The 4,484-nt window shown below is 64.2% G+C and carries 6 protein-coding genes; 4 read left to right on the forward strand and 2 right to left on the reverse strand.

Annotated features, from left to right (window positions below; all coding sequences use genetic code 11):
* Positions 1–458 (forward strand): P1 family peptidase (locus EOA29_RS26300; protein ID WP_189478995.1); only part of this gene is annotated, 458 nt, incomplete at its 5' end.
* 70 nt (positions 459–528) lie between these two features.
* Here EOA29_RS26300 and EOA29_RS26305 read toward each other — a convergent pair.
* Positions 529–786, reverse strand: a complete 258-nt coding sequence (locus EOA29_RS26305) for a DUF2171 domain-containing protein (protein ID WP_126093629.1) — start codon at positions 784–786, stop codon at positions 529–531.
* Positions 787–938: 152 nt separating this feature from the next.
* Between EOA29_RS26305 and EOA29_RS26310 the strand changes: the two genes are divergently transcribed.
* From EOA29_RS26310 to purB, 3 genes are all read left to right on the forward strand, one after another.
* Positions 939–1,664, forward strand: a complete 726-nt coding sequence (locus tag EOA29_RS26310; protein WP_126093628.1) for a DUF2259 domain-containing protein — start codon at positions 939–941, stop codon at positions 1,662–1,664.
* A 102-nt stretch (positions 1,665–1,766) separates the two neighbouring features.
* Positions 1,767–2,174 carry a hypothetical protein gene (locus tag EOA29_RS26315; RefSeq protein WP_245464660.1) on the forward strand — a complete coding sequence of 136 codons (408 nt, stop codon included), beginning with the start codon at positions 1,767–1,769 and terminating at the stop codon, positions 2,172–2,174.
* A gap of 60 nt (positions 2,175–2,234) precedes the next feature.
* On the forward strand, positions 2,235–3,542 hold the full coding sequence (gene purB, locus EOA29_RS26320; protein WP_126093626.1) for an adenylosuccinate lyase: 1,308 nt from the start codon (positions 2,235–2,237) through the stop codon (positions 3,540–3,542).
* Between the two features lie 247 nt (positions 3,543–3,789).
* On the opposite strand, the gene EOA29_RS26325 is transcribed toward purB, so the two are convergent.
* Positions 3,790–4,484 (reverse strand): VOC family protein (locus tag EOA29_RS26325; protein WP_145969804.1); only part of this gene is annotated, 695 nt, incomplete at its 5' end.

The following is a 4,484-nucleotide window of genomic DNA, read 5'->3' on the forward strand; positions in this document are numbered from 1 at the left end:
GTTCGGTGACGGTTGGCCGCAGCCGCCATTTCTGGGCGGCCCCCTTCGAGATCGGCGACGAATTCGGCGGCCTGGGTTATCCCGATCCGATGCCGGAAGACGCCAGGAAAATACTCTTGAAATACCGAGATAGACGCGTCGGGGCGCGGCCGGAAGGCAGCAGCACGACGATTGCCGTCATCGCCACCGACGCGGTTCTGACCAAAGCTGCGGCCAAGCGGCTGGCGATTTCGGCGCATGACGGCTTCGCCCGCGCCATTTGGCCGACGCACACGCCGGCCGACGGCGACCTGGTCTTCGCGCTGGCGACCGGAAGGAGCGGCATCGAGCTCGAAGCGGACGCCGCAATCGATCTCTACGCGACAGCCGGCGCCACCATGGCGCGGGCCATCAGCCGCGGCGTCTATGCGGCGACGCCCGCCGACGGCGATCTGTTTCCGGTCTGGTCCTCGCGCTAGAGCAATTCCAGGAAAAGTGTGTAGCGGTTTTCCGTCCGGAATTGCGTTAAAGCAAACCCAACGTTTCCGGTCAGGTCGGGTTGGACTTCTCTTCCTCGAAAGTCACCGCGACATCCGAATTCGCCGACAGCCAGACCTTATTTCCATCGATCTCCGCGACCAGGCTGAGCGGAATGTAGTGGTGATGGCCCCTGTGCCTGCCCATGCCGCTGTCGGCCTTGGTCAGCTTGATGCGCTGACCGTCGACCTTGTCGACGGTGCCGATATGAACGCCATCGGCGCCGATCACTTCCATATGCTCGCGTATCTTGCTGATGTCGGTGGTCATGCTGGTCCTCCGTTGGATGGCCGCGCCCCCTGTCGATGTGAGACGGCCGACAATAACAAACGAGCGCCGGATTGGATGCATCGAGCAGCACGTCTCATTCACCATGCCGTGATAGGCATGACGTAGTCCCAGTCTGATGGAGCGAACGGTCCGTGCGAATTCCTGTCCTGATGTGGATCTGGCTGCTTGCGCAGCTTGCGACGCAGTCCACGGCCACGGCCGGCGATGTCGCCGACCTTGAAATCCTGGGCTTCAGCCAGGATGGCGGCATCTTCGCTTTCGAGGAATACGGCGTTCAGGACGGTTCGGGGTTCCCCTATTCCAACCGCTATTACATCGACACCGCGACCGACATATTCTTTAAAGGCACCCCGATCAGGATCCGCCTCGACGACGAGGCTGCAACGCTTGATGCGGCACGTCTTCAAGCCAAGCAGAAAGGCGAGGCTATCGTCAGCCAGGCCGAACTCACCGCCAATCGCGGCATCACAGCCGGTTTCAACGCTGTGACCGAGCTTTCAGCCGATCCCTACCGGATGGCAGTTAACCCGCGGCCGATCTTTTCCCCGGTCGACGATCCGCTCGAGTTTCGTCTCGACGAGATTCCCATGAACGACACCGAGGGCTGCCAGAGCCAAGGCGAGATTAACGGCTTCCGGCTGCTCCGTATCGAGGCCAAGGATGGGGGCAAGACGCAGCTCCTGCACGAGGACAAGTCCATTCCGAAAAGCCGAGGTTGCCCGAACGGCTACCGGATCGGCGCGGTGCAGACCTTCTCGATGCAAGGCCTCAGCGCCTATGCGGTGCTGATCGCGGTTCGCCAATACGGCTTCGAAGGGCCGGATTATCGCTGGATCGCAGTGACTGGCCGCCTGTGACACCGCTCGAGCGAGTTTCCCTGCGCCGCCGCCCGGGGCCCACGTGAGGCGCTGCCAGCGCCGCGCACGGCAGTCTTAGGCGCGCTGCTGTGGGGCCTTGCGATGGCGGCCAGCGCTTGCGTCAATCTCTACTACTGGGAGACGCCTGACAGGATCCGCTTCGTCGTGCTTTTGTATTTCATCGGCGGCGCGCTTGCCTTTCCGGTCGGGCTGACGCTCGCCAGGCTGGTATCGCGCGGCCGCCACTGGGAAACCGCGCTTGCCGCCGCATTCGTGTGCCTGCTCGGCGCCACGCTCGCCTTCACCGCAGGCCTGTTCGCGTTGCAATACCGCTCCTATTATGCCGAGTGGCACGCGCCTGCCTTCACGCTGACCTGGGCCTTCGAGTTCGTCTTCACCGTGCTGACGGCGCTCTACCAGTTCGTCGTCCTGGGTGTGCGGCTCTACTTTCCGCTCGGTTTCGCGGCACTTGTCGCTGCCAGCATCTGGTTTGCGCGACGGCGGCGTTGAGCATTGGGCCGGCCTCTGTTAGGACGCGGCCGAAGCTTCTCCCAGCAGGACTCAGAAACGATGATCCCTCGCTATTCCCGGCCGGAAATGGTCGCCATCTGGTCGCCCGAAACCCGGTTCCGCATCTGGTTCGAGATCGAGGCGCATGCCTGCGACGCGCTGGCCGAACTCGGCGTCATCCCGAAAGAGGCTGCGAAGACGATTTGGGAAAAGGGCGGCGCCGCCAAATTCGATGTCGACAAGATCGACGAGATCGAGCGCGTCACCAAGCACGACGTCATCGCCTTCCTCACCCATCTCGCCGAATTCGTCGGACCGGACGCCCGCTTCATCCACCAGGGCATGACGTCGTCCGACGTGCTCGATACCTGCCTTGCGGTACAGCTCACCCGCGCCAGCGACATCCTGCTTGCCGACATCGACGCGCTGCTCGCGGCCCTCAAGCGCCGCGCCTTCGAGCACAAGGACACCGTCACCATCGGCCGCAGCCATGGCATCCATGCCGAGCCGACGACTTTTGGGGTCAAGCTGGCGCAAGCCTATGCCGAATTCTCGCGCTGCCGCGAGCGGCTGGCGCATGCGCGGGAAGACATCGCCACCTGCGCCATCTCGGGAGCGGTCGGCACCTTCGCCAACATCGATCCCTATGTCGAAGAGCATGTGGCCAAGAAGCTCGGCCTGAAGCCGGAGCCGGTGTCGACGCAGGTCATCCCGCGCGACCGCCACGCCATGTTCTTCGCCACGCTCGGCGTCATCGCCTCGTCGGTCGAGCGCCTCGCGATCGAGATCCGCCACCTGCAGCGCACCGAGGTGCTGGAAGCGGAAGAGTATTTCTCGCCGGGACAGAAAGGCTCGTCGGCAATGCCGCACAAGCGCAACCCGGTGCTGACCGAGAACCTGACCGGCCTTGCCCGCATGGTTCGTTCTTACGCCATGCCGGCCATGGAGGACGTGGCGCTCTGGCACGAGCGCGACATCTCGCATTCCTCGGTCGAGCGCATGATCGGCCCGGACGCGACGGTAACGCTCGACTTCGCGCTGGCGCGGCTCACCGGCGTCGTCGACAAGCTGCTCGTCTATCCCGACAACATGCTGAAGAACATGAACAAGTTCCGCGGCCTTGTGCATTCGCAGCGCGTGCTTTTGGCGCTCACGCAAGCCGGCGTGTCACGCGAGGACGCCTACCGGCTGGTGCAGCGCAACGCCATGAAAGTGTGGGAACAAGGCGCTGATTTCCTTGAGGAACTGCTTGCCGACAAAGACGTCACAGCGGCGCTTCCCGAGGCCGATATCCGCGAAAAATTCGACCTCGGCTACCACACCAAGCATGTCGACACGATCTTCAAGCGGGTGTTCGGAAAGGCTTGAGGTCGAGCAAAGGCGTCCGTTAGCGCCAAGCTGGAACACCCCTCATCCGTCTTGTCGCTGCGCGACAATCCACCTTCTCCCACAAGGGGAGAAGGGGGAACCTGCCGCCTGCATCCAGGCTAATCACCAGCGTCTGCGATTGGCCGTAACGCCGGCGCAGCCTTCCTTCTCCCCTTGTGGGAGAAGGTGGATCGGCGCATTAGCGCCGAGACGGATGAGGGGTGCTCCAGCTAGGCGCAGCCGTTGATCACGCCTTGCCCGGCACAGTCCTGATCACCGTGCCCCAGGGATCTTCGCGCGCAGCCTCGGCCGTCACATTGTCCGAGCGCATCTCGACCCAGGCGAGCCCGGAGCGGCCCGGATCGCGGCGGCCGGCGCCGGCGCTGCGCCAGGCGTTGGCGCCGATATGGTGATGGTAGTGGCCTGACGACAGGAACACCGCCTGGCTGCCATACTTGGCCACGGTGTCGAAACCGAACTCGTCACGCCACCAGGCCTCGGCGTCTTCCGGGCGGCCGACGCGCAGATGCACGTGGCCGACGATGGTGTTTTCCGGCGCGCCCTGCCAGCCGGCATCACCCGCCGGCACGCTAGCGACGACCGCGGGCAGGTTCAGCCGCTCGGTCGCCATGGCTATTGTGTCGCCATTCCATTTCCAATCCTGCGGACGGCGGTCGGAATAGATCTCGATGCCGTTGCCCTCGGGGTCGGTGAGGTAGAGCGCCTCGCTGACCAAGTGGTCCGACGCGCCCTCGATGGCGATCCTGCTGGCCGCGGCATGGTTGATCCAGCGGCCGAGATCGGCGCGCGACGGCAGCAGGAACGCCGTGTGGAAAAGGCCGGCGCTGCGCGGATCGTCGGGCTTGGCCGACGCATCCGGCTCCAGCACCAGCAGCGGACGGCCGGCGGCGCCAAGCGTGATCGCGCCCTCGGCGCGGCTCA

The sequence above is a fragment of the Mesorhizobium sp. M1E.F.Ca.ET.063.01.1.1 genome (assembly GCF_003998155.1).
GTDB lineage: Bacteria > Pseudomonadota > Alphaproteobacteria > Rhizobiales > Rhizobiaceae > Mesorhizobium.